This window comes from Pantoea sp. WMus005 (genome assembly GCF_013415305.1).
GTDB lineage: Bacteria > Pseudomonadota > Gammaproteobacteria > Enterobacterales > Enterobacteriaceae > Pantoea > Pantoea rara.
On record NZ_JACBXU010000001.1, the window covers coordinates 105,514 to 131,426 of the forward strand.

General features: G+C 53.1%; 23 protein-coding genes and 1 pseudogene. 17 read left to right on the forward strand and 7 right to left on the reverse strand.

Translation table 11 applies throughout. From position 1 onward, the window contains the following. Positions 1-55 precede the first annotated feature (55 nt). The 10 genes from HZZ01_RS00480 to HZZ01_RS00525 all read left to right on the forward strand — a co-directional run bounded on the left by HZZ01_RS00480 (position 56) and on the right by HZZ01_RS00525 (position 12,150). Positions 56-1,225 (forward strand): bifunctional tRNA (adenosine(37)-C2)-methyltransferase TrmG/ribosomal RNA large subunit methyltransferase RlmN, encoded by a 1,170-nt coding sequence (locus HZZ01_RS00480; RefSeq protein WP_179895044.1) that lies wholly within the window; start codon positions 56-58, stop codon positions 1,223-1,225. Positions 1,226-1,306: 81 nt separating this feature from the next. Further along, positions 1,307-2,041: a type IV pilus biogenesis/stability protein PilW gene (pilW, locus tag HZZ01_RS00485; RefSeq protein ID WP_179895045.1), complete on the forward strand. Its 735-nt coding sequence runs from the start codon at positions 1,307-1,309 to the stop codon at positions 2,039-2,041. Continuing rightward, a complete protein-coding gene (gene rodZ / locus HZZ01_RS00490; protein ID WP_179895046.1) occupies positions 2,031-3,047 on the forward strand; it encodes a cytoskeleton protein RodZ in 1,017 nt (338 codons plus the stop codon). The genes pilW and rodZ overlap by 11 nt, the downstream gene beginning before the upstream one ends. 39 nt (positions 3,048-3,086) lie before the next feature. After that, a complete protein-coding gene (ispG, locus tag HZZ01_RS00495; RefSeq protein WP_090958667.1) occupies positions 3,087-4,208 on the forward strand; it encodes a flavodoxin-dependent (E)-4-hydroxy-3-methylbut-2-enyl-diphosphate synthase in 1,122 nt (373 codons plus the stop codon). A 105-nt stretch (positions 4,209-4,313) separates the two neighbouring features. Next, positions 4,314-5,588 (forward strand): histidine--tRNA ligase, encoded by a 1,275-nt coding sequence (hisS, locus tag HZZ01_RS00500; RefSeq protein ID WP_179895047.1) that lies wholly within the window; start codon positions 4,314-4,316, stop codon positions 5,586-5,588. Between the two features lie 39 nt (positions 5,589-5,627). Next, entirely contained in the window at positions 5,628-6,245 is a 618-nt protein-coding gene (locus HZZ01_RS00505) for a YfgM family protein (RefSeq protein ID WP_179895048.1), read from the forward strand. Positions 6,246-6,264: 19 nt separating this feature from the next. Continuing rightward, positions 6,265-7,446 (forward strand): outer membrane protein assembly factor BamB, encoded by a 1,182-nt coding sequence (gene bamB / locus HZZ01_RS00510; RefSeq protein ID WP_179895049.1) that lies wholly within the window; start codon positions 6,265-6,267, stop codon positions 7,444-7,446. Positions 7,447-7,620: 174 nt separating this feature from the next. Continuing rightward, a complete protein-coding gene (gene der / locus HZZ01_RS00515) occupies positions 7,621-9,111 on the forward strand; it encodes a ribosome biogenesis GTPase Der (RefSeq protein WP_179895050.1) in 1,491 nt (496 codons plus the stop codon). Between the two features lie 63 nt (positions 9,112-9,174). Then, the gene (locus HZZ01_RS00520; RefSeq protein ID WP_179895051.1) at positions 9,175-9,396 is read left to right on the forward strand and encodes a zinc ribbon domain-containing protein; all 222 of its coding nucleotides are present in this window, start codon (positions 9,175-9,177) and stop codon (positions 9,394-9,396) included. A gap of 312 nt (positions 9,397-9,708) precedes the next feature. Further along, positions 9,709-12,150: a glucose/quinate/shikimate family membrane-bound PQQ-dependent dehydrogenase gene (locus HZZ01_RS00525; RefSeq protein WP_179895052.1), complete on the forward strand. Its 2,442-nt coding sequence runs from the start codon at positions 9,709-9,711 to the stop codon at positions 12,148-12,150. 40 nt (positions 12,151-12,190) lie between these two features. Here HZZ01_RS00525 and HZZ01_RS00530 read toward each other — a convergent pair whose 3' ends face one another. The 3 genes from HZZ01_RS00530 to xseA all read right to left on the reverse strand — a co-directional run bounded on the left by HZZ01_RS00530 (position 12,191) and on the right by xseA (position 15,024). Continuing rightward, on the reverse strand, positions 12,191-12,523 hold the full coding sequence (locus tag HZZ01_RS00530) for a protealysin inhibitor emfourin (protein ID WP_179895053.1): 333 nt from the start codon (positions 12,521-12,523) through the stop codon (positions 12,191-12,193). Then, positions 12,520-13,533: a M4 family metallopeptidase gene (locus tag HZZ01_RS00535; protein WP_179895054.1), complete on the reverse strand. Its 1,014-nt coding sequence runs from the start codon at positions 13,531-13,533 to the stop codon at positions 12,520-12,522. Before HZZ01_RS00535 ends, HZZ01_RS00530 begins: the two co-directional genes overlap by 4 nt. Positions 13,534-13,650: 117 nt before the next feature. Continuing rightward, positions 13,651-15,024, reverse strand: coding sequence for an exodeoxyribonuclease VII large subunit (gene xseA / locus HZZ01_RS00540; protein ID WP_179897001.1), 1,374 nt, complete (start codon positions 15,022-15,024; stop codon positions 13,651-13,653). 168 nt (positions 15,025-15,192) lie between these two features. Between xseA and guaB the strand changes: the two genes are divergently transcribed. The 5 genes and pseudogenes from guaB (at position 15,193) to HZZ01_RS00560 (ending at position 22,286) form a co-directional block, all read left to right on the forward strand. Continuing rightward, the gene (gene guaB / locus HZZ01_RS00545; protein ID WP_179895055.1) at positions 15,193-16,659 is read left to right on the forward strand and encodes an IMP dehydrogenase; all 1,467 of its coding nucleotides are present in this window, start codon (positions 15,193-15,195) and stop codon (positions 16,657-16,659) included. Positions 16,660-16,727: 68 nt separating this feature from the next. Further along, complete coding sequence (gene guaA, locus HZZ01_RS00550) at positions 16,728-18,308, forward strand: glutamine-hydrolyzing GMP synthase (RefSeq protein ID WP_179895056.1); 1,581 nt, start codon at positions 16,728-16,730, stop codon at positions 18,306-18,308. 294 nt (positions 18,309-18,602) lie between these two features. Next, positions 18,603-18,727: pseudogene (locus tag HZZ01_RS21140) on the forward strand (integrase); the annotation flags it as partial. A gap of 395 nt (positions 18,728-19,122) precedes the next feature. Beyond that, a complete protein-coding gene (locus HZZ01_RS00555) occupies positions 19,123-20,373 on the forward strand; it encodes an AAA family ATPase (protein ID WP_179895057.1) in 1,251 nt (416 codons plus the stop codon). A 1,139-nt stretch (positions 20,374-21,512) separates the two neighbouring features. Then, a complete protein-coding gene (locus HZZ01_RS00560; RefSeq protein ID WP_179895058.1) occupies positions 21,513-22,286 on the forward strand; it encodes a DUF3750 domain-containing protein in 774 nt (257 codons plus the stop codon). A 32-nt stretch (positions 22,287-22,318) separates the two neighbouring features. Here the strand turns inward: HZZ01_RS00560 and HZZ01_RS00565 are convergent, their stop codons facing one another. Beyond that, positions 22,319-22,498, reverse strand: a complete 180-nt coding sequence (locus HZZ01_RS00565; RefSeq protein WP_179895059.1) for a DUF2158 domain-containing protein — start codon at positions 22,496-22,498, stop codon at positions 22,319-22,321. A gap of 193 nt (positions 22,499-22,691) precedes the next feature. Here HZZ01_RS00565 and HZZ01_RS00570 point away from each other — a divergent pair, with 193 nt between their 5' ends. Together HZZ01_RS00570 and HZZ01_RS00575 are read left to right on the forward strand one after the other, a co-directional pair. After that, positions 22,692-22,937 (forward strand): hypothetical protein, encoded by a 246-nt coding sequence (locus tag HZZ01_RS00570; RefSeq protein ID WP_179895060.1) that lies wholly within the window; start codon positions 22,692-22,694, stop codon positions 22,935-22,937. 20 nt (positions 22,938-22,957) lie between these two features. Further along, positions 22,958-23,455: an AlpA family transcriptional regulator gene (locus tag HZZ01_RS00575; protein WP_179895061.1), complete on the forward strand. Its 498-nt coding sequence runs from the start codon at positions 22,958-22,960 to the stop codon at positions 23,453-23,455. On the opposite strand, the gene mgtE is transcribed toward HZZ01_RS00575, so the two are convergent. The 3 genes from mgtE to tehB all read right to left on the reverse strand — a co-directional run bounded on the left by mgtE (position 23,456) and on the right by tehB (position 25,912). Continuing rightward, entirely contained in the window at positions 23,456-24,889 is a 1,434-nt protein-coding gene (gene mgtE / locus HZZ01_RS00580) for a magnesium transporter (RefSeq protein WP_179895062.1), read from the reverse strand. Between the two features lie 121 nt (positions 24,890-25,010). Then, complete coding sequence (locus HZZ01_RS00585; protein WP_179895063.1) at positions 25,011-25,196, reverse strand: YfgG family protein; 186 nt, start codon at positions 25,194-25,196, stop codon at positions 25,011-25,013. A 101-nt stretch (positions 25,197-25,297) separates the two neighbouring features. After that, a complete protein-coding gene (tehB, locus tag HZZ01_RS00590) occupies positions 25,298-25,912 on the reverse strand; it encodes a tellurite resistance methyltransferase TehB (protein ID WP_179895064.1) in 615 nt (204 codons plus the stop codon). Position 25,913 lies beyond the last annotated feature (1 nt).

Genomic DNA, 25,913 nt, shown 5'->3' on the forward strand with positions numbered 1-25,913 from the left:
TTTCACCTATCCCTGAACAGCGCCATAACGTGTAACAACGAGGCCAGAGAATATTATGTCCGAACAGATTGAGACGTCCGCGTCCGCTTCCCCCCTTGTCGTTTCCCCCAAAAGCCAGAAAATAAACCTGCTGGATCTCAACCGCCAGCAGATGCGGGAATTCTTCCTTTCGCTGGGCGAAAAGCCGTTCCGCGCCGATCAGGTCATGAAGTGGATCTATCACTACTGCTGCGATGACTTCGAGCAGATGACTGACATCAACAAAAAGCTGCGTAACCGGCTGATGGAGCTGACGGAGATCCGCGCGCCAGAAGTGGCGGAAGAGATGCGCTCCACCGACGGCACCATCAAATGGGCCATTCGCGTGGGCGATCAGCTGGTTGAAACGGTCTATATCCCGGAAGGTGACCGCGCTACGCTCTGTGTCTCTTCACAGGTGGGGTGTGCGCTGGAGTGTAAATTCTGTTCGACCGCGCAGCAGGGGTTTAACCGTAACCTGCGGGTGTCAGAAATTATTGGTCAGGTGTGGCGTGCGGCGAAAATTGTCGGCGCAGCAAAAATCACCGGCCAGCGGCCTATCACTAACGTGGTGATGATGGGCATGGGCGAGCCACTGCTTAACCTCAATAATGTGGTTCCGGCGATGGAGATCATGCTGGATGACTTCGGTTTTGGTCTGTCAAAGCGTCGCGTGACCCTGTCCACGTCAGGTGTTGTGCCTGCGCTGGATAAACTGGGCGACATGATCGATGTCGCGCTGGCGATCTCCCTGCATGCAGCAAACGACAAGCTGCGTGATGACATCGTGCCGATCAACAAAAAGTACAATATCGAAACCTTCCTGGCGGCGGTGAAACGCTACATTGCAAAATCCAACGCCAATCAGGGACGCGTGACCATTGAGTACGTGTTGCTGGATCACGTCAATGACAGCACCGATGATGCGCATGAGCTTGCCGCACTGCTGAAAGAAACGCCGTGTAAAATCAACCTGATTCCCTGGAATCCCTTCCCGGGCGCGCCATATGGCCGTAGCTCAAACAGCCGTATCGATCGTTTCTCCAAGGTCCTGATGGACTATGGTTTTACCACCATCGTGCGTAAAACCCGTGGCGACGACATTGATGCCGCCTGTGGTCAGTTAGCCGGAGAAGTCATTGACCGTACCAAGCGGACAATGCGCATTAAAATGGCGGGTGAAGCCATCTCTGTGAAGCCTCTCTAGAAGACGGACACAGAGCGTTTCCTGAAGTTATGACGCGTGGCAGGCTTGCAACCTGTCAATGTCAACCGGATGGAAACGATTATGCGTAACGGATTACCTGCAGTTTTACTGGCGCTGTTTGTTGTAAGCGGGTGTGTCAGTCAGCCATACAAACCTGGCGCAGAAGAGGTGCGTCTGCAGTTAGGGATGCACTATCTGGCAGGTGGCGACTATGCCGCGGCTGAGCGGAACTTTCTACGGGCGCAGGCTGCCGTGCCAGACGATTACCGGGTCTCGCTTGCACTGGCACGGCTGGCCCAAAAGCAGGGTAATCAGACAGCGGCGCAGGCACGGTTTATACTGGCACAGCAACAGGCCCCGGATAATGGTTTTGTTGCTAACAATTACGGTGCGTTTCTCTGCGCTTTAAGGCAGTATGGCGAAGCGCATCAACAGTTTAGTCGGGCAGGTGCAGCACCGCAGTTTGATGCACGCAATGACGCACTTGAACTGGCTGGATTTTGTTATCTGCAGGCTGGCGATGTTGCTGCTGCCCGCAGGACGTTACGTCAGGCTATTGAAGCTGACAGGCGCAAAGCTGACTCGCTGCTGTCTGAAGCTGAAAAGCATCTGGCAGATAACCATCTGGCGAAGGTGCAGGTTTTGCTCGACGTTTATCAGCAACAGCTGCCCGAAACGGCACGAAGTCTGGCGTTACACTTACGTTTCGCCGCGCTACAGGGAAATGCCGCTGACGTTTCACGTTATGGCGACCGGTTAGCGCGACGTTTTCCGCAATCGATACAGTACCAGCGTTATTTAGCTAATGAATACTGAAGCCACTCAAGAAAACTCTGCATTACAATCAACAGGTGAACGCCTGCGACTGGCCCGTGAGCAGATGGGGCTGACGCAGCAGAACGTCGCTGAACGCCTGTGTCTGAAACTCTCTACCGTGCGTGATATCGAGGAAGACAAATCGCCCGCCGATTTAGCTACCACGTTCCTGCGCGGATATATTCGCTCTTATGCGCGACTGGTGCACATTCCTGAAGAGGAACTGCTGCCGATGATGGCGAAACAGACCCCGATTCGTTCTTCAAAGATCGAGCCGATGCAAAGTTTCTCTCTGGGCAAACGCCGCAAAAAACGTGACGGCTGGTTGATGATTTTCACCTGGCTGGTGGTGTTTGTGGTGGTGGGCCTGACTGGCGCCTGGTGGTGGCAGAATCATAAAGCGTCGCAGGATGATCTGGTACCGATGACCGATCAGAGCAGCAGCGGCAGTGATAACGGACAGTCGATTCCGCTGGGTGAGTCCAGCGGTGACAGCGCGGCACCTGCCGCGCCTGACGAAAGCAATACCACGACCAGCAATAATAGCGCGACCACTGCGCCAGCGAGTGCGGCTCCGGCCGCCAGCGCCACCAATAATGCAACCCTTTCACAGCCGGATGCTACCAGCAATGCCGTGGTGTCACCGAGCCAGGCGCCAGTGGAGAATTCAGCGGCTGCACCTGCAGCCACGCATTCCAGTACCAGCCCGGCATCACCGATGCCAGTGGGTGCCGCCGCAGTCAGTGAACCGGCGGCTGATCCTAACGCGGTGGTCATGACTTTCAACGCCGACTGCTGGCTGGAAGTGAGCGATGCTACCGGCAAAAAACTGTTCAGCGGCATTCAGCGTAGTGGTGGTAAACTCAGCCTCGCAGGAACGCCTCCGTATCGTCTGAAAATTGGCGCGCCTTCCGCTGTTCAGGTGCAATATCAGAATCAGCCCGTTGATTTAAGTCGTTTTATCCGTAATAACCAGGTTGCTCGCCTGACGTTGGGTGCGCAATAACAGCGTATCGCGTACCGGGCAATTGTGGAGAAGAAAAATATGCATAACGAAGCACCCATTATCCGCCGTAAATCCAAACGCATTTACGTCGGCAAGGTGCCGGTCGGTGACGGCGCACCCATCGCTGTTCAGTCGATGACCAACACCCGCACCACTGACGTGGAAGCGACGGTAAATCAGATCAGAGCCCTTGAGCGAGTCGGTGTCGACATCGTGCGCATCTCGGTGCCTACCATGGATGCCGCAGAAGCATTCAGACTGATCAAACAGCAGGTGAACGTACCGCTGGTTGCAGATATTCATTTTGACTACCGCATCGCCCTGAAAGTCGCCGAGTATGGCGTCGACTGTCTGCGCATCAATCCTGGTAATATCGGAAACAATGAGCGCATCCGCATGGTGGTCGACTGCGCACGCGACAACAATATTCCCATTCGAATTGGCGTGAACGCGGGTTCCCTTGAAAAAGATCTACAGGAAAAGTATGGCGAGCCGACGCCTCAGGCGTTGCTGGAATCTGCCATGCGCCATGTTGATCATCTCGACCGCCTTAACTTCGATCAATTCAAAGTCAGCGTAAAAGCCTCTGACGTCTTCCTCGCCGTTGAATCTTATCGCCTGCTGGCGAAACAGATCGAACAGCCCCTGCATCTCGGTATCACCGAAGCGGGCGGCGCGCGCGCAGGCGCAGTGAAATCTGCAATTGGTCTGGGCCTGTTACTGTCCGAAGGGATCGGCGATACGCTGCGTATTTCGCTGGCGGCCGATCCGGTTGAAGAAGTTAAAGTCGGTTTCGATATCCTGAAATCACTGCGCATTCGCTCTCGTGGAATTAACTTCATCGCCTGTCCAACCTGCTCACGTCAGGAGTTTGACGTGATCGGTACGGTCAACGCGCTGGAACAGCGTCTGGAAGACCTGATCACCCCGATGGATGTCTCCATTATCGGCTGTGTGGTCAACGGACCGGGTGAAGCGACCCTCTCTACACTGGGCGTAACTGGCGGCAGCAAGAAGAGTGGTTTCTACGAGGATGGTGTGCGTCAGCGCGATCGTCTCGATAACAATGACATGATCGATCAGCTGGAAGCGCGCATTCGTGCGAAAGCGTCGATGCTGGATGCCAGTCGCCGTATTGATGTGCAGCATCTGGAAAAATAATGGCGTACGCGGTCTGCGTGCGTGACTTTTTTGACTGAACCTGTGCGGTTTCATCCTCATAAGGTATGATGCCGGACAGGTTTTTTTGCATTAAGAGATTTTAACGTGGCGAAGAATATTCAGGCGATTCGCGGGATGAACGACTACCTGCCTGCCGATACTGCCCTCTGGCAACGGATTGAAGGCGTTCTCAAGCAGACGCTGGCGAGCTACGGTTACAGCGAAATTCGCTTACCGCTGGTAGAGCAAACCCCACTGTTTAAACGCGCCATTGGTGAAGTCACCGACGTGGTTGAAAAAGAGATGTATACCTTCGATGACCGCAACGGTGAAAGCCTGACGCTGCGTCCGGAAGGCACGGCTGGCTGCGTGCGAGCCGGTATCGAACACGGGTTACTCTACAACCAGGAACAGCGCCTGTGGTACATGGGACCAATGTTCCGCTATGAGCGTCCGCAGAAAGGCCGCTATCGTCAGTTCTATCAGATTGGCGTGGAAGTGTTTGGTCTTCAGGGACCGGACATCGATGCTGAGCTGATTATGCTGAATGCCCGCTGGTGGAAAGCCCTGGGTATCTCGGGGCACGTTCGCCTGGAACTTAACTCAATCGGTTCGCTGGAAGCCCGTGCTCGCTATCGCGACGCGCTGGTGGCCTTCCTTGAACAGCACAAAGACGTGCTGGATGAGGATTGCAAACGCCGCATGTACAGCAATCCGATGCGCGTTCTTGACAGTAAAAATCCCGATGTTCAGCAACTGCTGAATGATGCGCCACAGCTTGGTGACTATCTGGATGACGAATCACGCGAACATTTCAGCGGCCTGTGTGCCCTGCTGGATGATGCCGGGATCAGCTACACCGTCAATCAGCGTCTGGTGCGCGGTCTGGATTACTACAATCGCACCGTGATTGAGTGGGTCACCGATAGCCTGGGTTCACAGGGCACAGTCTGCGGTGGTGGTCGCTATGATGGTCTGGTCGAGCAGCTCGGTGGTCGTTCAACACCGGCCGTTGGCTTTGCTATGGGCATGGAGCGTCTGGTGCTGCTGGTTCAGGCGGTTAATCCTGAATTTGAACCGACGAGCAATGTGGATGTCTATGTTATCGCTTCAGGTCAGGGCGTGCAGTCCGCCGCTATGCAGCTGGCTGAGAAATTGCGTGACGAAGCGCCAGAACTGAGGCTGATGACCAACTTTGGCGGCGGTAACTTCAAGAAGCAATTTGCCCGTGCTGACAAATGGGGCGCTCGTGTCGCCCTGGTGTTAGGCGAGGATGAAGTCAAAGCCGGGCAGGTCGTGATTAAAGATCTGCGCCGTGGCGAGCAGCAAACGCTGGATCAGGCAGAGGCTGCTGCTGTATTGCGTACGCTGTTACAGTAAGCGTGACACAGCACCAACCATAGAAAGGAGAGGGATTGCGTGGAAGTGTATAGCAATGAGAACGAGCAGACCGACGCGCTGCGCAACTTTTTTGCCAACAATGGCAAAGCGTTATCCATTGGCGTAGTGATCGGCATTGCTGCGCTGGGTTGCTGGCGTTACTGGAGCAGTCATCAGGACGATACGGCGAAGTCAGTGTCTGCGCAGTATCAGCAACTGACCAGCGCCATGCAGGCAGGCAAACCGGAAACGCTGGAAGCGGTAAACCGTTTTGCCAGTGAAAACAGCAATACCTACGGTGCGCTGGCAGCGATGGATCTGGCGAAGCAGTATGTTGACGCCGGTCAGCTGGATAAGGCTGCGACGTTGCTGCAAAACGGACTGAAAGATACCAAAGATGCCAATCTGCAGGCGGTCATTAACCTGCGCCTGGCCCGCATTCTACTGCAACAGAATCAAGCCGATGCGGCGCTTAAAACCCTTGACGGTGTGAAGGGTGATGGCTGGACAGCCATTGTAGCCGATATTCGCGGCGAAGCGCTGCTGACCAAAGGCGACAAGCAGGGCGCGCGCGATGCCTGGAGTAAAGGGGTTGAATCTGACGCCTCTCCGGCATTGAAGCAAATGATGCAGATGAAGATGAATAACTTAAGCTAAGCCAGTCAAGAGAGAGCGCATGGAATTACGTAAATACCTGCTGCCGGGACTGATTTCAGTCACTTTGCTCAGCGGTTGTTCGCTGTTTAGCGGCGAAGAAGATGTAGTAAAAATGGCCCCGTTGCCGAAGGTGGAAAATCAGTTCACGCCACAGAAAGTGTGGAACACCTCGGTAGGCGATGGTGTCGGTGATTTCTACTCAAATCTGCATCCTGCCTGGCAGGACAATACGGTTTACGCCGCCGACCGCTTTGGTATCGTCAAAGCACTGGATGCCGCAGACGGTAAAGAAAAATGGAAAGCCGATCTCTCTGAGAAAACCGGCTTCTTCTCGAAAAATCGCTCAGCCATGTTATCGGGTGGCCTGACCGCTGATGGCGATCGGGTTTATGTTGGCAGCGAACGCGGCCAGGTTTATGCCCTTAACAGCAGTGATGGTAGCCTGGTCTGGCAGACCAAAGTGGCCGGTGAAGCACTGTCGCGTCCGGTGATCAGCGATGGTCTGGTGCTGGTACATACCAGCAACGGTATGTTGCAGGGACTGGATCAGAGCAGCGGTGCCGTGAAGTGGAGCGTCAACCTGGATATGCCAGCGTTGTCTCTGCGCGGTGAATCTGCTCCGGCTGTAGCCTTTGGCGGCGCAATTGTCGGTGGTGACAATGGTCGTGTCAGCGCTGTGGTGCTAAATCAGGGTCAACTTATCTGGCAGCAGCGTATATCTCAGGTTAGTGGTGCAACAGAGATTGATCGTCTTAACGATGTCGATACTACCCCGGTTATCGTCAACGGCGTAGTTTACGCGCTGGCGTATAACGGCAATCTGACCGCACTGGATCTGCGTTCCGGCCAGATTTTGTGGAAACGCGAAATCGGCGGTGTCAAAGATCTGATTGTTGATGCCGGCCGTATCTATCTGGTCGATCAGGACGATCGTGTCATTGCCCTGAACGCTGACGGCGGTGTTGCTATCTGGCGTCAAAGTGATCTGCTGCATCGTAACCTGACTTCACCGGTGCTCTACAACGGCTACCTGGTGGTCGGCGACAGCGAAGGTTACCTGCACTGGCTGAATACCACTGATGGTCGTTTTGTCGCCCAGCAGGAACTGGATAGCTCAGGCTTCCAGACCGAGCCGGTGGTCGCCAGCGATAAGCTGCTGATCCAGTCGAAAGATGGTGAGGTTTATGCGATTACCCGTTAACGGGTAAACGTCTGGCAGGTGAAATCCTCCGCTCCGACGGCTCCTGATTTAATCAGGGGCCGTTTCGTTTTTAGTCAGGCATGGTATTCTTTGCGCCTTAAGCCTGAACTTAACGGCCAGAGCCGTTATAATCACGCCATTCGGGCGATTAATTATTTATTGAGGCATTTTGTTATGGTACCTGTGGTCGCGCTGGTTGGGCGTCCCAATGTGGGAAAATCTACGCTATTCAACCGTTTAACACGCACACGTGATGCGCTGGTAGCGGATTTTCCTGGACTGACTCGCGATCGCAAATATGGTCGCGCCGAAGTGGAAGGGCGCGAATTTATTGTTATTGATACCGGTGGTATCGACGGCTCCGAAGAGGGTGTCGAAACGCGGATGGCCGAGCAGTCACTGCTGGCGATTGAAGAAGCCGACGTTGTGCTGTTTATGGTCGATGCACGTGCAGGCCTGATGGCCGCCGATCTGCAAATCGCTAAGCATCTGCGTTCCCGTCAGAAAGCGACCTTCCTGGTGGCAAATAAAACTGACGGGATGGATCCGGATCAGGCGGTAGTCGACTTCTATTCACTGGGCCTGGGTGAAATCCACGCCATTGCGGCATCGCATGGTCGTGGCGTGAGCAGCCTGATAGAAGAGGCACTGCTACCGTGGATGGACAAAGTTGAGGCGGTCGAGCTCACTGAAGAAGAAGAGAACGAGGCTTACTGGGCTGCGCTTGAAGCTGACGAGATTGCTGAGCAGGAAGCTGCAGAGGAAGAAGAAAACTTCGACCCGACGGGCTTGCCAATCAAACTGGCGATCGTTGGCCGTCCTAACGTAGGTAAGTCAACGCTTACCAACCGCATTCTCGGTGAAGACCGCGTGGTGGTCTACGATATGCCGGGCACCACCCGCGACAGCATCTACATCCCGATGGAGCGCGATGGACGTGAATACGTTCTGATCGACACCGCCGGTGTGCGTAAGCGTGCCAAAATCTCTGACACCGTTGAGAAATTCTCGGTAATCAAGACACTGCAGGCGATTGAAGATGCCAACGTGGTGATGCTGGTGATTGATGCTCACGCCGGTATTTCCGATCAGGATCTCTCGCTGCTTGGCTTCATTCTCAACAGTGGTCGTTCGCTGGTGATTGTGGTTAACAAGTGGGATGGCCTGTCGCAGGAAGTGCGTGATGAAGTGAAAGAGACGCTGGACTACCGTCTGGGCTTTATCGATTTCGCCCGCATCCACTTTATCTCTGCGCTGCACGGCAGCGGCGTCGGTAACCTGTTTGAATCAATCACTGAGGCCTATGACTGTTCGACGAAGCGCGTAAACACTTCGCTGCTGACCCGCATCATGAACATGGCCGCAGACGATCACCAGCCACCGCTGGTGCGCAGTCGTCGCGTTAAACTTAAATACGCGCATGCCGGTGGTTATAACCCGCCGATTGTGGTGATCCACGGTAATCAGGTTAAGGATCTGCCCGATTCTTACAAACGCTACCTGATGAACTATTTCCGTAAATCACTCAACGTAATGGGAACGCCAATCCGCATTCAGTTCAAAGAGGGTGATAACCCTTATGAAGGCAAACGTAACCTGCTGACGCCAACGCAGCAGCGTAAACGTAAGCGTCTGCTTGCGCATATGAAAAAGAATAAGCGTTAAGAAAATGAGGGCCATCTGGCCCTCTTTTTTTTGCTCTGAACTTATCAGAGCAGGGAGAGAATCATGAATGTGATATGTGAAAAATGTCAGCAACCGCTGACGCTCAGTGCCGGTGAATTTATCTGCTGTACCTGTGGTGCGCATTACCCCGCGCAACCCTGCTGTCCCGAATGTCACCAGCCGCTTGAGGTGTTAAAAGCCTGCGGTGCAGTGGACTATTTTTGCCGGAACGGACATGGCCTGATCTCTCGCAAGCGCATTCTTTTCCAGCCGCCAGATCACTGATTCCGCTTTCAGCTACGCTCAATCTGCCTGAGAATCCCTGGCGACGCCTGACTCTTTTTGTAGCAAAAATGCTATTGCGCCGTAACAAATCGGTTGGATATGTTCACTCTGTAACGTACCAGGTGGTACAATCCTGCCGCGTCGTGGGAGGGGTCAGCCACATCTATGCTCTTCCGGCCTGTAGATTCTCACGGACGCGGGCTTGTTTATATTCGATTTGAAACCGAGCGATGCTCTGCGCGCACCTGTTATCGCGCCGGAGTCCGGATGGCACCTGTCCGGGCGCTCTGTTTATTCAGGAGAGTAAGAGTTATGGCTGAAACATCCTCCCGTTCCGGAAAGGGGCTGGGAATAGCATCCGTGCTGCTCGGACTGGTGCTGCTTGCCACCGGTCTGTTTTTTGCAATCGGCGGCGGTAAACTGGTTGCCCTGGGCGGCAGTTGGTACTTTTTAATTGCGGGTATCGTGACTGTCCTCGCCGCTATTCAGTTCTTCCGTCGCAAATCATCGGCAGTGGTCCTGTTCCTGCTGGTCTTTATCGGCACCCTAATCTGGTCGCTGTTTGATGCGGGTCTGGAGTTCTGGCCACTGGTTTCACGCCTGATGGTACCAGCCGGACTGATGGTGCTGGCTTTCCTGATCTGGCCTTCACTGCGTAAGCACGAAGGTAAGCACTCACTGGCAAAACCTTCATACGTCTTCTCTGCGCTGCTGGCGGCAGGGATGGTCTTTACGCTGGTGCAGATGTTCCAGCCACATCCTACCGTTGCAGCCACCGGCTCAGAACTGCCATTAATCCCGGTAGATAAAGCGAAACAGCAGAAAAACTGGGATAACTACGGTAACACTCCGCAAGGCAGTCGCTTTGTGGCGCTGGACCAAATCACCCGCGATAACGTGAAAGATCTGCAGGTCGCCTGGACCTTCCGCACTGGTGATACGCCTGTCAGCCCGACGGGTAACGGTGCAGAAGATCAGCAGACGCCATTGCAGATTGGCAACACCCTTTATCTCTGTACGCCGCACAACAACGTTATCGCCGTTGAAGCCAACAGCGGTAAGCAGATCTGGAAACGTGAAATTAATGCCAAAGCCGAAGTCTGGCCGCGCTGCCGTGGTCTGGCTTACTTCGACGCAACCAAACCACTGCAACAGCCGGATAAGCCGGGATCGGTTCCGGTGACTGCCGCTGTACTGCCAGCCGGTGACAGCTGTCAGCGTCGTATTCTGATGAACACCATCGATGCGCGTCTGATTGCGATCAACGCCGATAACGGTGAGTTTTGTGAAAACTTTGGCGATCATGGCATTGTTGATCTCAAAGCAGGCATGGGGCAGGCACCGGATCCGCAATATCAGCTGACTTCCGCGCCAACGCTGGCCGGCACTACGGTCGTAGTGGGTGGCCGTGTCGCGGATAACGTGCAGACGGATATGCCGGGTGGTGTGTTGCGAGGCTTCGACGTTATTACCGGTAAGATGCGCTGGGCGTTTGACCCAGGCAATGTTGACCCGAATGCGATTCTGATGCCGGGTAAAGATTATACCCGCAGTACGCCGAACTCCTGGGCACCGATGTCTTACGATCCATCAATGAACACCGTGTTCATTCCGATGGGCAGTTCGTCAGTTGACCTGTGGGGTGCGAACCGTACCGAACTGGATCACAAATATGGCGCATCCGTGCTGGCGCTGGATGCCACCACCGGTAAAGAGAAGTGGGTCTATCAGACCGTGCATAACGATCTGTGGGACTTTGACCTGCCGATGCAGCCAGGCCTGATCGACTTCCCGCAAAAAGATGGCAGCACCACACCTGCGGTCGTGATTGGCGGCAAAACTGGCATGATCTTCGTGCTTGACCGTATGACCGGCAAGCCGCTGACCAAAGTCGAAGAACTGCCGATGCCGCAGGGTCATATTCCGAACGAGCAGTACACCAAAACACAGCCACACTCTACCGGTATGCCGCAGATTGGTAACCAGACGCTGAAAGAGTCTGACATGTGGGGTGCAACGCCATTTGATCAACTGGCCTGCCGCATTGGTTTTAAATCGATGCGCTATGACGGCCTGTTCACCGTGCCGGACACAGATAAGTCTCTGAGCTTCCCGGGTTCGCTGGGCGGTATGAACTGGGGCAGCATGTCTATCGATCCGAACAACCACCTGTTGTTCGTTAATGACATGCGTCTGGGTCTGTGGGTTCAGATGATCCCGGCGGATACCAGTAAAACGGCGCGTGGAAGCAATGGCGGTGAAGCGATCAACACCGGTATGGGTGCCGTTCCGCTGAAAGGCACGCCCTATGCAGTGAATAAAAACCGCTTTATGTCTCCGCTGGGCATTCCTTGTCAGAAACCGCCATTTGGTACGCTGTCGGCGATTGACCTGAAAACGCAGAAAATCGTCTGGCAGGTGCCGGTCGGTACTGTGCAGGATACCGGTCCATTCGGCATCAAGATGCGCATGAAAATGCCAATTGGTATGCCAACGCTGGGGGGTACACTGGCAACGCAGGGTGGCCTGGTGTTCATCGCCGGTACACAGGATTACTACCTGCGCGCCTTTGACTCTTCAACCGGTAAAGAAGTGTGGAAAGCACGTCTGCCCGTTGGCAGTCAGGGCGGTCCGATGAGCTACGTCTCACCGAAAGATGGTAAGCAGTACATTCTGATCTCTGCAGGTGGTGCACGTCAGTCACCGGACCGCGGTGATTACGTGATTGCTTACGCGCTGCCAGACAGCAAGTAACAACGTATAAGGAAAAGGGCCGACATTGTCGGCCCTTTTTTTATTTGCCGTCGCGCCACAGCGCCTTCAACTCGGGCGGCGCAACCTGTTCCGGAATCAGCAGCACAATGGTGCCCACCTCGCGGCGGGTGGCATATTGAATCTGGATACGGAAATAACGTTGATCGCCACTGCCCACCTGCGCGGCTTTATCCTCGGGTTCGCCCAGCGGCATTGCCTGCTCCAGCGCATGGCAGACACGCTGTTTTTCTGTCGCCGGCAACTCGCCTAGCATAAAGCGACGTTCGGCGCGTAGCCCCGGGATAAAGGCCATGCCGCCTTCACGTGCGACGATGATGGTGGCATCATCGGTGAGTTCGGGCAGGTCACTCATAGCACGCCAACCTCCTTCCACGCCTGTTCAATAGCACTGCTGACCGACTCGTTGAACCGTTTTTTACCATGCTGCACGGTGAAGCGGGCAAAGGTCTTAAAGTCTGCATCCTGTGGCAGTTCGTCGTCACACACGGTGTCGTACCAGGCATACCCCGCCTGTTCCCAGGCATAACCACCCAGCGCTTTGGCCGCCAGATAAAAGGCCCGGTTAGGAATGCCGGAATTAATATGAACGCCACCGTTATCTTCACGGGTCTTCACGTAGTGATCCATATGTGCCGGTTGCGGATCTTTGCCCAGCATCGGGTCATCATAGGCGGTGCCAGGTTCAGACATCGATCGCAGACCACGTCCGTTAATGCCTTTCGCCAGCAGGCCTTCACCGATAAGCCAGTCCGCCTCATCGGCGCGCTGTTTTTTACTGAACTGTTTCACCAGCGAGCCAAAGACGTCAGACAGCGACTCATTCAGCGCGCCAGCCTGTTCAAAGTAGATTAACCCGGCTTCATTTTCTGTGACGCCATGCGCCAGTTCATGCGCCACAACGTCAATCGCAATGGTGAAGCGATTAAATATTTCGCCATCACCATCACCAAATACCATCTGCTGACCGTTCCAGAAAGCGTTCTGGTATTTTTCACCATAGTGCACGGTACCCAGCAGTTTCAGCCCCTGATTATCCAGCGAGTTACGCTGATAAGCCTGCCAGAAGAAGTCATAGGTCACGCCCAGGTAGTCCCAGGCTTCTTCAGCCGCGACATCATCATTACCGGGCTGACCCTCCTGACGAATCAGCTTGCCTGGCAGGGTTTCCTGACTCTGGGCATCATAAATTTCACGATCTACATGACCGCCCGCCGCCGTTTTAACGCCGGTCGGCTTTTGCCAGTGTTCCGCCATGAGATGCTGAACGTGAGTCAGGGTACGACGCGCCTGCTCCTGCTGGTGGCCGGAACCGTGCGCGATGATTTTGCGAAGGATATAGGGAGGAATAACGCAGTAAGGCATCTGAAACTCCTTGGCATCAGGGATGTGCCAAAAAGTATAGACCCGTGAGGCGGGATAGACCTGGTCATTGAGGCCATCGGTAAGTGGAAAAATGTGAGCTAACGGGCATAGCTGGCGTCAGGAAGCCGTTTTGCGGCGGCGCTTTTTCTCAGGCAACAGCTGTGTCACCTGGCTTTCAACCCAGCCATCATCAAGACGCGTGCGAAGCAAATCGCCGCTCTGGAGCTGTGCGGTTTTCTTCACGACCTGTCCGGCGGTGTCAGTGGTTACGCTAAAACCACGCGCCAGCGTCGCCAGCGGGCTGACGCCTTCCAGCTGCGCCACCCGTTGACCAAAGTCCTGTTTGTTGCTGTTCAGTTGTCTGGTCATGCTCTGCTGAAGGCGGTAGTGCCAGCTTTGCAGCTGTTTTTGCGCCTCAAACAGGCGCTGCTGCGGCTGTTGAGCAGTGAGCCGATGCGCCAGGCGATCCTGCTGACGCGTAGCCAGGCGCAGGCGGGTTTCCATCGCTTCACCCAGACGCTGTTGCAGTCGGAACAAGGCGGTCTGCTGACGGGCCAGCCGCAGTTGAGGATGCTGCTGCTGCAGGCGATGCTCAAGGCGGGTATAAAGCCGCTGCTGGCGCGCCAGGTAGTAATCCATCGCCATCTCCAGCCGCTGTTGCTGCGACTGCAACTGACGCAGCAGATCAAGCTGGTTACGGCTGATAATCTCAGCGGCGGCGGAAGGGGTAGGCGCGCGTAAATCGGCAACGAAGTCGGCAATGGTGACATCGGTTTCATGCCCCACGGCGCTCACGATAGGAATGCGGCTGGCAAAAATAGCGCGCGCCACGCGTTCGTCGTTAAAGCTCCATAAATCTTCCAGCGAACCGCCGCCGCGCCCGACAATTAACACGTCGCACTCATTGCGCAGGTTAGCGATTTCAATTGCGCGGACAATCGCCGCTGGCGCATCAACGCCCTGAACCACGGTCGGATAGATTATGACGGGCAGGGAGGGATCGCGTCGATGCAGCACGCGTAACACATCGTGCAGCGCTGCGCCGGTGGAAGAGGTGATTACACCAACCTGACGCGCCGGTTCCGGCAGGGGTTGCTTATGCTGCGGATCGAACAGTCCTTCAGTCGCCAGCTTTGCCTTCAGTAGTTCAAACTGCTGCTGTAGCAAGCCTTCACCCGCCGGATGCATACTTTCGGCAATCAGCTGATAGTCACCGCGGGGTTCATAGAGCGTGATGTTGGCGCGAACCAGCACCTGCTGACCATGCTGTGGCCGGAAGGTGACGCGACGATTGCTGTTGCGGAACATGGCACAGCGAACCTGAGCGCCATCATCTTTCAGCGTGAAGTACCAGTGACCGGATGCCGGTTGGGTGAAGTTGGAAATCTCGGCGCTGATCCAGACAAGGCCCATCTCTTTCTCCAGCAGCTGACGCACTGTTGTATTGAGACGGCTGACAGTAAAAATATTGGCGATGGGTGGCAGCGACATGTGACGAAGATCAAATTCCAAATCAGCAGGTTAATTCATCGATACTACATTGCTGCCGGTGTGGATCAAGAGTTTTTCTTAAATAATGCTGGAGGCAATCGATTACGGCCTGTATAATGCCGCGGCAATATTTTATCTATTCTCAATCACCCGAGGTGGAGTATTGCCATGTTAAGAATCGCTAAAGAAGCACTCACTTTTGACGACGTTCTGCTCGTCCCTGCACACTCCACCGTCCTGCCTAATACGGCCGATCTCAGCACTCAGCTGACCAAAAATATCCGTTTAAACATTCCTATGCTCTCCGCTGCCATGGACACCGTGACCGAATCGGGTCTGGCGATTGCGCTGGCACAGGAAGGCGGCCTTGGCTTCATCCATAAAAACATGTCGATTGAACGCCAGGCGGACGAAGTGCGTAAGGTGAAGAAACATGAGAGCGGCGTGGTCACTGAACCACAAACCGTTCTTCCTACTACGCCACTGGCTGACGTTAAAGTGCTGACCGAGCGCAACGGCTTTGCAGGCTACCCGGTCGTGAACCGCGATAACGAACTGGTGGGGATCATCACCGGTCGTGACGTGCGCTTTGTGACTGACCTTTCTCAGCCCGTTTCTGCGGTAATGACCCCGAAAGATCGTCTGGTGACGGTGAAAGAAGGCGAAGCGCGCGACGTCGTGCTGCATAAAATGCACGAAAAGCGTGTTGAGAAAGCGCTGGTCGTGGATGACAGCTTCCATCTGCTGGGCATGATCACTGTTAAAGACTTCCAGAAAGCCGAACGTAAACCTAACGCCTGTAAAGATGCGCAGGGTCGTCTGCGTGTTGGCGCGGCGGTGGGAGCCGGTGCCGGTAACGAAGAGCGTATTGATGCGCTGGTCGCAGCAGGCGTTGACGTGCTGCTGATTGACTCTTCACACGGCCACTCTGAAGGCGTGCTGTCACGTATCCGTGAAACGCGTGCTAAATACCCGGACCTGGAAATTGTCGGCGGCAACGTCGCTACCGGTGCAGGCGCTCTGGCGCTGGTCGCGGCAGGCGTCAGCGCTGTTAAAGTCGGTATCGGCCCTGGCTCTATCTGTACAACCCGTATCGTTACTGGCGTCGGCGTTCCGCAGATCACTGCCGTCTCTGATGCCGTGACCGCGCTCGAAGGCACCGGTATTCCTGTGATTGCTGATGGTGGTATCCGCTTCTCCGGTGACATCGCCAAAGCGATCGCCGCTGGTGCGTCCTGTGTCATGGTCGGTTCGATGCTGGCGGGGACCGAAGAGTCACCGGGCGAAATCGAACTCTATCAGGGCCGTTCATTCAAATCTTATCGCGGTATGGGTTCACTGGGCGCGATGTCCAAAGGCTCTTCTGACCGTTACTTCCAGACCGATAATGCCGCAGACAAACTGGTACCGGAAGGAATCGAAGGTCGCGTGGCCTATAAAGGCCGTCTGAAAGAGATCGTGCATCAGCAGATGGGTGGATTGCGCTCGTGCATGGGCCTGACTGGTTGCCCGACCATTGACGACCTGCGCACCAAAGCGGAATTTGTCCGCATTAGCGGCGCGGGCATTAATGAGAGCCACGTGCATGATGTGACCATAACCAAAGAGTCACCGAACTACCGCATGGGTTCATAATCCCGATTTCCCGCCCGGCTCAAGCCGGGCGCTTTTATTGATCAAGTCACCGTTCTGGAAACCCCTCAATGACGACGGAAAATATCCATAAGCATCGCATTCTGATTCTCGATTTCGGCTCACAATATACTCAGCTGGTTGCACGTCGCGTGCGCGAACTCGGCGTTTACTGTGAACTCTGGGCATGGGATGTCACCGAAGAGCAGATTCGCCAGTTCAACCCAAGCGGCATCATCCTTTCAGGTGGCCCGGAAAGTACCACCGAACTGAACAGCCCGCGTGCACCTGAATATGTCTTCAACGCTGGCGTGCCGGTGCTGGGTGTCTGCTACGGTATGCAGACCATGGCGATGCAGCTGGGCGGCACCGTTGCTGGCTCAAACGAGCGCGAGTTCGGTTATGCGCAGGTCGAGGTCACCACGCCAAGCGCGCTGGTTCGCGATATCGAAGATGCGATCAGCGCCGCCGGTAAACCGCTGCTGGATGTCTGGATGAGCCACGGCGACAAAGTCACATCGATTCCGGCTGACTTCGTGACCGTTGCCAGCACAGAAACCTGTCCGTTCGCCATCATGGCCAACGAAGAGAAGCGTTTCTACGGCGTGCAGTTCCACCCGGAAGTGACCCATACCCGCCAGGGCCTGCGGATGCTTGAGCGCTTCGTTATCGACATCTGTGAATGTGAAGCCCTGTGGACGCCAGCCAAAATCATTGAAGATGCAGTTGAACGCCTGCGTGTGCAGGTCGGTAACGACAAAGTGATCCTGGGCCTGTCTGGCGGTGTTGACTCCTCCGTGACGGCAATGCTGTTGCATCGCGCCATTGGCGACCGTCTGACCTGCGTGTTCGTGGATAACGGCCTGCTGCGCCTGAACGAAGCACAACAGGTTATGGATATGTTTGGCGACCACTTCGGCCTCAACATTATTCACGTTGAAGGCGAAGCGCGCTTCCTCGACGCGCTGGCAGGTGAGAATGAGCCGGAAGCGAAACGTAAAATTATCGGTCGCGTCTTTGTGGAAGTCTTCGACGAAGAAGCGCTGAAGCTGCAGGACGTTAAGTGGCTGGCACAGGGCACCATCTATCCGGATGTCATTGAGTCTGCGGCCTCTGCAACCGGTAAGGCACACGTCATCAAATCGCATCACAACGTCGGCGGTCTGCCGAAAGAGATGAAGATGGGCCTGGTTGAGCCGCTGCGTGAGCTGTTTAAAGATGAAGTGCGTAAGATTGGTCTGGAGCTGGGTCTGCCGTACGACATGCTCTATCGCCATCCGTTCCCGGGTCCGGGTCTGGGCGTGCGTGTGCTGGGCGAAGTGAAGAAAGAGTATTGCGACCTGCTGCGTCGTGCCGATGCCATCTTCATCGAAGAACTGCATAAAGCGGATCTCTACAACAAAGTCAGCCAGGCATTCACCGTCTTCCTGCCGGTTCGCTCGGTCGGCGTGATGGGCGATGGCCGTAAATATGACTGGGTTGTCTCGCTACGTGCGGTGGAAACCATCGACTTCATGACCGCACACTGGGCGCACCTGCCGTATGATTTCCTCGGCCGCGTCTCTAACCGTATCATCAATGAAGTCGACGGCATTTCCCGCGTGGTGTATGACATCAGCGGTAAGCCACCGGCGACCATTGAGTGGGAATGATTTAACGTCTGGCAATGCCTAGCAGTTAAAGATGAAATTTTAATTCAAGCCCTTATTTAAAGGGCTTTTTTTGATTTTGGTAATGTTTGGCAATGGTGAGCAGTGCCATGCAAAGTTGGCGAGTAGTATTAAAGCTGGTATATCAATTCACATGCAATAAGTTTTATTCAATACCATACCACTGTATTAAATGAGCATGGTATTGAATTTATATAACTAGCTCATTTTTGATAAATAGTAATTTTTTCTTTTTATTTCAGCATGTCATCAAACTAGACATGAAGAATGATCTATTTGTTGACTGATACTAAGCTTCGCAACCTCAAACTCCGTAAAAAACTCTAAGAAAAATCAATGACCGAGATGAAATCTACATAGCAGCTATACCAGCACACCCCGTTTCCTTTCGGTATAACTACTGAGTTAACAGGCGACAGGAAACTATTACCTTTGCCATATATGGCATAGGCGAATCACCTTGGCTGATGAACATTTCCGGTTGTTACCGATGGTATTGTTGAGCAAGGGTATTCCGCGACTTCCGTGCATGCACATGAAATAGCGATGTAAGTTTTCGCTGGGACAATGAGCGCGGCCAATAATTGGAGAGGCCAGCAGCAAACTTGATCCGGCCAATGAGTCTTGTGGGATTATGCGGATATGATTGATGAGTAGAGACTATGCTTCATTAAATCCATAAAGCTTCATTTACATTTATTTTTTTAGCGGGAGAGGGTAGCTATCAGTATCATTAAAATGCATACTCAGTATTCAAATACTAGATAAATATTAAATTCTCTACTTAGGATAAGCAATGTTAACTCCAAACAATGTATTCAGACCAGGGAAATTGCCAATAGATCCTGGTAACGTATATTCAAGCCGAGGCAGTTCAGAAGCCGAATTTAAAAAATGTCTGGATAGAGGATTTATTCCTCTTGTATATGGCGAATATGGTGTTGGTAAGACATCCATGGCTAGGCATATCGTGAGGAGTCTTTATGGTGATAGCAAACTTGTCAACGTTGAAAGTGTTGCAGATAAGGAGCTAGTCGACATTATCGAGCAATGTCTCGAGAAGATAGGATATGCCATTGAGCGCACGAAAACTGATCAAACTTCAAATACAAAAACCTCGGAGAAGGGAGGAGAAGCCTCTGCGATGGTGGGGTTTTTGAGTGCCAAGTTATCCTCTAAAAGATCTAATTCATCGACATCAGGTGAAACTTACATAAGTGAATTTCTTGTTAAATCTCCAACTAGTTCCAAAGTGATTGAAATCTGTGAGAAAAATGAAATAGTTCTTATTTTAGATGAGCTGCATCGCGCGAAAGATGCATTTCTCGAGGATCTTGTGAAGTTTATCAAAGCATACGGAAATTCAAATTGTGATAAATTTAAAATAATTCTTTTAGGTACATCATCAGATCCTAGTAAGTTAGTCAATAAAGATCCTGGGATAGATCGACTCATTGAAGATCTACATTTGAAGTCTATGGATAATCCTGAACGGATTGCATTGATTACATCTGGTATGAGCGATCTTGAAATAAACATATCGGATGTGGCTGTTCAGAAGTTGGCTTCAGTCTCCGTTGGTTCCCCCAATATATTACAGTATTTATGCTTAGAATCTGCAGAGAAGGCTTTTGTAAGGAGCACAAGAGCACTAGAAGTGAGTGATGTTGATGATGCTGTAGAAGATTATGTCAATAAAAGGGAGTCGCGTTTGTATCGTTTATACATGCAAGCAATAGAGAACAAAGGAGTTAAACGGTATCGAAAACAGATTCTACGAGCGATGTCTGAAATTGAAGATGAGTATGTAACAATGGAACAAATAAGAGAAAAAGTTAAATCTTATTTGGGAGGCGATGTGAGTGCTCAGGATTTGTCAGGTGCGCTACGCAAGTTAAAAGAAAAACCATATGGCCCTGTTTTACGTGACGTAGATAAAAATGATGGTTCGGGGATAATCCAAAATTATACGACGTTCATTGATCCTGCACTTAAAGCTTTTATTAGAATGCAGGTTTTACGCGAAGCGATAGAGTTTGCTAATTAGTATAGATTAATATTAATCACTTAAAGGTTCAAGTAATAACTGTCATTTAATTGTGCTGCGAGCAAGTCCTTCGCAGCCCTTTGAATAACTCGTTTGGTGAACAGCAGTCGAGTATTTTTTTCGAGCTGTTATTATGGTTATCCGTCACATGCTGAATCATCTCCATATGAAGAATTTATGTTTTCTTCACTAGGTTTAGCCGCTAAAATTCTTAAACGCGAACTTTGCTAAGTTTAATCTGATGGGGGTAGTGATCAGCGCTTTTGAAAAAGCTTGACGTTCGATGCCTAATCTGGCTGCAATCTGCGATTTGTTTAACCCAAGATGTTTTAGCAGCAACATTTTTCTATCCGACAATTTGTAGTCTGTGATTAATCTCGCATGGTTTGACCTGTGCCCCGTGGATTTATACACCATAACTTTAGTAATGTCTTTATAAGCCACATCATGACATCCCCATGAAGAAGCCTTTTTCCGACGAAAACATCATTAGCATCCTTCGCGAAGCCTCGATGGAATGTGCTGCATCCAAGACGCAACTGGACAATAAAATTAGCAGAGCGTCAGGAAAGAAATTGCACAGATCTCTCAATAAGCTGATACTTATTCGAGAGTACATCCGAGTTGTTTATTTTGGCAATTTAAAGAAGCTGAAGGAGAATAGCCCTGTGGCTGAAAATAATCAGCTATACGAGTAGCTGGTCTAATTATAATCACTAGGAAGTGAAGCATCACAAAAATTTTTGAATGGTTTAATATGATTTTAGTACAGGGTTAATATATAAAATTCTGAAAAATAATTAAACTATTTCGCTATTAATAATAGAGTGGGAATAAACCGGCTTATGCCGATTAGCTCCTGATGCTTTAAAAGCCCGCTTCCAGCGGGCTTTTTGTTGCCTGAACTCTACTTAGACGGGCCATTTTAACCTTTCACCACATCCATACCCATTGCTGGCGGTTTTCTGTTCACTTTACCGGAAATTACGCTATTCTCCCTGCAGTAGAAGCCTGCACTTACCTTCCTTTGTGTCCTGCTTTTATCCGCCGCTTCGATAATCCGTATTCCAAAGCCGCCACTTACTGAAATCGCCTGCAACTAAGGCGTTTATGATTTTTACGTCACCAGGAATGTTGTCATGCTCTCACTCAAAGTGTTCAGCCTGTTTTTTGTTGCCGTACTGCTGCTGTCGCTGGGTGCCAGCATCGCGCAGGCAACGCGTCACGGCGAAACCGCACAGCCAGGCGGCTGGGCGACCGCCCGACGCGATTCGTCCGGGATAGCGCCCGATCCGCGCGCGTTATACAACCTGGCCATTGTGCAGGTCTATGCCGCCCCGACCTATGGCTGGAAAGGGCGGGTGGCGGTGCATCCGTGGATCATCTTCAAACGTGCTGGCGAAACGCGCTACACGCGCTATGAAGTGATTAGCTGGGGCAGCGGCGACAAAATCCGGCGCAACACCAACCTGCCGGATGGTTACTGGTATGGCGCAAAACCCCGGCTGCTGGTAGAGCATCGCGGACCAGAAGCGGAAGCGATGATCCCGCAGATAGAAGCCGCCATTAAATCCTATCCGTGGCCGACAACCTATCGCGCCTGGCCCGGACCGAACAGCAACACTTTCCTGGCACATATCGGCCGCGAAGTGCCAGCCTTACGGCTGGATCTGCCCGCTAACGCGCTGGGCAAGGATTACCGGCCACTGTGGAGGCCAATCGGACTGCCACCATCCGGCCGCGGTGTGCAGGTGTCTATTCTGGGTGTGGCGGGTGTCACGCTGGGCGCGGAGGAGGGATTTGAAGTGAACCTGCTGGGGCTTAACATGGGACTCGACTTTGCGCCATTCGGGCTGCGTCTGCCGTTTATCGGTGGCTTGGGCAATGACAACCTTCAGAAGGATAAGCCCTGACCCTCTGGCCCCGCTAGCGGGGCCGTTTCGACTCAGCACACGCCAAAGTCACCCTCTTCATGATAGAGATTGACGCTCTCTGCCTTCACTTCGATCTCTTTCTTCGCCGCATCATCAACGCGTGCGCACCACAGGGTCTCGCCTTCGACGCGCAGCACCTGCATTTTAGGTCCGCCGGTTTTCGACTGAACAAAATCCTCTGCTTTAAACATATTATCTCCGTTGTTTGCTGTTGCTGCTGCCAGACTGACGCTGGCGATGATCATTCTTTGCGTAACGTTTTCCAGTTTATACCCTGACCGTTTTACTGCGAGAAAAAGTCTGCGCATGCTAAGCCGCATTAAGAAATATTCACCAGATTGTCAGTTGACAACTCATTATTTCGGCGTCAGGATAGGGACACACATGGCAAGGAAGCGGCATCCCAATAAAGAGATCGAAACGGCGCTACGTTACGCCGAAACTCAGGGCTGGCTGGTCGTCGTGGGAGGCCATCACGCCTGGGGAAAAATGTATTGTCCGAAAAATCTGTTGATGTGCCGATGTGGGGAGTTTTGTCTGACCTGCATCTGGAGCACACCGAAAAATGCACATCAGCATGCCCAGGCGCTGCGACGCGTGGTTGAGCACTGTCACTATCTGAAGTCCTGATGCAGCACAAGGAGAGGCATATGGAATATTGTTTTACACTGCGGTTTAGCCTGCCGGAAGGGCATGCGCCGGTGGATGAGTTGCTGGAAACACTGGCAGCAGCAGGCTGTGATGATGCTTTGATTGGTCTGGGTATGCCTGGGCGCATTGCACTGGAGTTTACCCGGGAGTCTGACTCTGCAACGGATGTTTTGATGCAGGCGGAACAGAATGTGCTGCGCGCAATACCGGGCGCCGCGCTGGTGGAAGCGGCACCTGATTTTGTGGGATTGACGGATGTGGCAGAGATCATCGGCATGACGCGTCAGAATATGCGTAAGCTGATGCTCAGCCACCGCCCGCCGTTTCCACTGCCGGTGCATGACGGTAAAACCGCCATCTGGCACTTAGCGGATGTGCTGGAGTGGCTGAGCCAGCGCGGCAACTATACGCTGCCTGCGGCGACCCGTGAGCTGGCACAGGTGACGCGCCAGCGCAATCTTAACGGGTCGCTGCAACGTTACGGCCTGCACGCCTGATCAGTGTGGCAACAGGAAGATCGTCGCCAGTCCCAGGAAGATAAAGAAGCCGCCGGTATCGGTCAGCGCGGTGATCAATACGCTGGAGCCAACGGCGGGATCGCGATTCATTTTGGTCATCACCAGCGGCACCAGTACGCCCATCAATGCGGCCAGCAGCAGGTTCAGCGCCATGGCCAGCATCATGACGCCGCCCAGCGCCATATTGTCATACATCAGCCAGGTAACGCCGCCCATGATGCCGCCCCAGAACAGGCCGTTAATCAGCGCCACGCCCAGTTCACGAACAATCAGAAACGAGAAGTTACCGGGTTCAACCTGATGTAAGGCCAGTGCCCGCACAATCATGGTGATGGTCTGATTACCGGTATTACCACCGATACCCGCGACGATTGGCATCAGGGTGGCAAGCGCCACGATTTGCGAAATAGTTCCCTCAAACAGCCCGATGACCCGTGAGGCGATAAAAGCGGTACAGAGATTAATGGCCAGCCAGGCCCAGCGTTTACGCACGGATTTACGCACCGGCGCAAACACATCCTCTTCCTGACTGATACCACCCATTTTACGAATGTTACTTTCGTTTTCAGCATTGACGAGGTCGACGATGTCTTCAATGGTCACGCGGCCAATCAGTTTACCCTTCGCGTCAGTGACGGCGGCAGAAATCAGGTTATAACGCTCAAAGGCGCTCGCGGCGTCCTCGGCCTTGTCGTTGAGCTGGAAGGTGGTAGGGCGTGCGTTCATGACGTCGCTCACCAGCGTTTTAGGTTTGTTAAGCAGGATATCCGTCAGCAGCAGCTCGCCCAGCAGCTGATTGTCTTTATTGGTGATAAAGAGTTTATCGGTACCGCCTGGCATGCTTTTTCGCTTACGGAGAAAACGCTGCACCGTTGCCAGCGTGACATCGTCGCGCACTGTCAGGATATTGAAATCCATCACCCGGCCTACGCGATCACGGTCAAGCTGCACCATATCGAGCATACGGGCGCGCAGACCCGGCTCCACGGTCGCCAGCAGGCGTCCGGTCAGGTCACGTGGCAGATACTGCGCCAGCCAGACCTGGTCATCGATATCCAGCGGCTGGATAGCACGCAGAATATCGCGGTCGCTCATCTCTTCGGTGAGGCTGGCCCAGACCGTTTCGGAAGCTTCAACCAGCACATGACCGCGCCGCTCGTTCGGCACCAGCCGCCACAGCGCCTGACGCTCCTCTTCGGGCAGGGCTTCGAGAATATCGGCGAGGTCAGCGGCATGAAGCTGCTGAATATCCTGCTCCAGCGCGTCACGCTGGGCCGCATTTTCACGTTGCTGTTCAGGATTGAGATCGCCGGACTTTTCCAGCAGGGAATCAACCAGATCGTGCTCGTTGAGCAGCAGCGTCAGAATGCGATGACGTATTTCACTTAAACGTTGAGAATGAGAGACAGACACATTGGATCCCTTAGTCTGAAAGCACCAGCACGAAGTGTAGCGTTTCGCCTGAAAAAGAGATGCAAAAAAGAGTCCAGTTATCTGGATAAGGTTTACGTTTCAGGCGAAAAGACAGTATTTGCTAACGCGTATCGCCTGATGTTACGGCAACCGGTTCAGAAATCGCTTTCTGTTGCTGATGATGCTCGAAGGCAGCAGGCAGGATAAAAATCAGGCGACTAAAAAGAATGATAAAACTGATCAGCAACACAATGCGGGTCATGGTGCCGGTTTTTTGACGTCTTCGGGGAGATATAGCGCTGTTCACGCGGGGTGGTTCCTGTAATGAGCCCATCGGGGGCGACGGCAATATTTAGGCACAGTCGCCTGATGAAATCAATCGCTGTTGAAAAAAACAGCAGATAAAAATCAGTAACTCGCTTTTTGCGCCAGTAATGTCGCAAAGCGGCAGGTGATGCGGTTGCCATTTTCATCTTTACGGTGCAACTGACCGGGGTGCTCGTTGTACTTCACGATATGCCAGTTGCGGTAATAATGGCTGAGCTCGCCCGATTTAAAAGCAAAAGAGAAATCAGCCGGGCAGGGCATATCGTCCGTGTTCATCGCCGCCACAATCAGGTTGAAACCCTCCCTGACCGTGCAGGCCTGCATGTCGGCAATCAGCTGCGGAATGGTCTGCGGTTGCAGAAACATCATCACCACGGTCGACAGCACAAAGTTAAAGCCGCCATTGAAGCGCGTATTGTTCAGATCACGCTGCTCGGTGTGAATTCCGCTGAGTTTTTCCTGCGCAATAATCTCCTGCAGGCGCGCCAGGCTTTGCGGATTATGATCCCATGCCGTGACGTCGAAACCGTGCTGATTCAGATACAGCGTATTGCGTCCCACGCCACAGCCAAGGTCAAGTGCCTTGCCGACGTTGAGCTGGGGCAGAGCCGCAACCACTTCGGAGTGGGGCGGCGTTAAACCATAGGTTTCGGCAAAATAGTTTTCACCTGAACGTGGTGCGGTTGGTTGTGTCATT

Excerpts from the sequence above, each read along its gene's own strand:
- HZZ01_RS00480 (WP_179895044.1), top strand. The coding sequence starts at position 56 with ATGTCCGAACAGATTGAGACGTCCGCGTCCGCTTCCCCCCTTGTCGTT.
- pilW (WP_179895045.1), top strand. The coding sequence starts at position 1,307 with ATGCGTAACGGATTACCTGCAGTTTTACTGGCGCTGTTTGTTGTAAGC.
- rodZ (WP_179895046.1), top strand. The coding sequence starts at position 2,031 with ATGAATACTGAAGCCACTCAAGAAAACTCTGCATTACAATCAACAGGT.
- ispG (WP_090958667.1), top strand. The coding sequence starts at position 3,087 with ATGCATAACGAAGCACCCATTATCCGCCGTAAATCCAAACGCATTTAC.
- bamB (WP_179895049.1), top strand. The coding sequence starts at position 6,265 with ATGGAATTACGTAAATACCTGCTGCCGGGACTGATTTCAGTCACTTTG.
- der (WP_179895050.1), top strand. The coding sequence starts at position 7,621 with ATGGTACCTGTGGTCGCGCTGGTTGGGCGTCCCAATGTGGGAAAATCT.
- HZZ01_RS00520 (WP_179895051.1), top strand. The coding sequence starts at position 9,175 with ATGAATGTGATATGTGAAAAATGTCAGCAACCGCTGACGCTCAGTGCC.
- HZZ01_RS00525 (WP_179895052.1), top strand. The coding sequence starts at position 9,709 with ATGGCTGAAACATCCTCCCGTTCCGGAAAGGGGCTGGGAATAGCATCC.
- HZZ01_RS00530 (WP_179895053.1), bottom strand. The coding sequence starts at position 12,523 with ATGAGTGACCTGCCCGAACTCACCGATGATGCCACCATCATCGTCGCA.
- HZZ01_RS00535 (WP_179895054.1), bottom strand. The coding sequence starts at position 13,533 with ATGCCTTACTGCGTTATTCCTCCCTATATCCTTCGCAAAATCATCGCG.
- xseA (WP_179897001.1), bottom strand. The coding sequence starts at position 15,024 with ATGTCGCTGCCACCCATCGCCAATATTTTTACTGTCAGCCGTCTCAAT.
- guaB (WP_179895055.1), top strand. The coding sequence starts at position 15,193 with ATGTTAAGAATCGCTAAAGAAGCACTCACTTTTGACGACGTTCTGCTC.
- guaA (WP_179895056.1), top strand. The coding sequence starts at position 16,728 with ATGACGACGGAAAATATCCATAAGCATCGCATTCTGATTCTCGATTTC.
- HZZ01_RS00555 (WP_179895057.1), top strand. The coding sequence starts at position 19,123 with ATGTTAACTCCAAACAATGTATTCAGACCAGGGAAATTGCCAATAGAT.
- HZZ01_RS00560 (WP_179895058.1), top strand. The coding sequence starts at position 21,513 with ATGCTCTCACTCAAAGTGTTCAGCCTGTTTTTTGTTGCCGTACTGCTG.
- HZZ01_RS00565 (WP_179895059.1), bottom strand. The coding sequence starts at position 22,498 with ATGTTTAAAGCAGAGGATTTTGTTCAGTCGAAAACCGGCGGACCTAAA.
- HZZ01_RS00570 (WP_179895060.1), top strand. The coding sequence starts at position 22,692 with ATGGCAAGGAAGCGGCATCCCAATAAAGAGATCGAAACGGCGCTACGT.
- HZZ01_RS00575 (WP_179895061.1), top strand. The coding sequence starts at position 22,958 with ATGGAATATTGTTTTACACTGCGGTTTAGCCTGCCGGAAGGGCATGCG.
- tehB (WP_179895064.1), bottom strand. The coding sequence starts at position 25,912 with ATGACACAACCAACCGCACCACGTTCAGGTGAAAACTATTTTGCCGAA.